We start from the raw sequence: 760 nt of genomic DNA on the forward strand, positions 1-760 counted from the left end.
CAATGGCAATACTGTAATCGGAATACTACTCGGTTGTAGATTGATACAACTTGGTGTTCCTGAACTTGCTACGCTAACTATGTTTATCGTTCCTGTTGTCGTTGGACTTACTGATATCGTGGCTGTTCCTGATGCGTTGAGTGTTATCGTTTGGTTCGTTCCACCATTGATGTTGTACGTTACCGTAGCATTTGGTGTTCCTGTAAAGGTTAAAGTCGTGGTTCCGTTTTCACAAATCGTTGTTGGATTGGCCGTTACACTTGCTGTTGGTAATGGTAAAACCGTGATTGGAATACTACTCGTTTGTGGATTGGTACAACTTGGTGTTCCTGAACTAGCTACACTTACTATATTGATTGTTCCTGTTGCTGTTGGACTTACTACTATCGTAGCTGTTCCTGCTGCGTTTAGTGTTATCGTTTGGTTTGTTCCACCATTGATGTTGTACGTTACTGTTGCATTTGGTGTTCCTGTAAAAGTTAAAGTTGTGGTTCCATTTTGACAAATAGTACTTGGATTGGCCGTTACACTCGCAGTTGGTAATGGTAAAACTGTGATTGGAATACTACTTGTTTGTGGATTGGTACAACTTGGTGTTCCGGAACTGGTTACACTTACTATATTTATCGTTCCTGTTGTTGTTGGACTTACTACTATCGTAGCTGTTCCTGCTGCGTTTAAGGTTATTGTTTGGTTCGTTCCACCATTGATGTTGTACGTTACTGTAGCATTTGGTGTTCCTGTAAAGGTTAAAGTCGTA

The 760-nt window shown here is 40.7% G+C and carries 1 pseudogene; it reads right to left on the minus strand.

Annotated elements, in window-relative coordinates:
- Positions 1–760: pseudogene (locus tag IAI56_RS15845) on the minus strand (hypothetical protein); the annotation flags it as partial.

Source organism: Flavobacterium macrobrachii, assembly GCF_014486675.1.
Lineage (GTDB): Bacteria > Bacteroidota > Bacteroidia > Flavobacteriales > Flavobacteriaceae > Flavobacterium > Flavobacterium macrobrachii.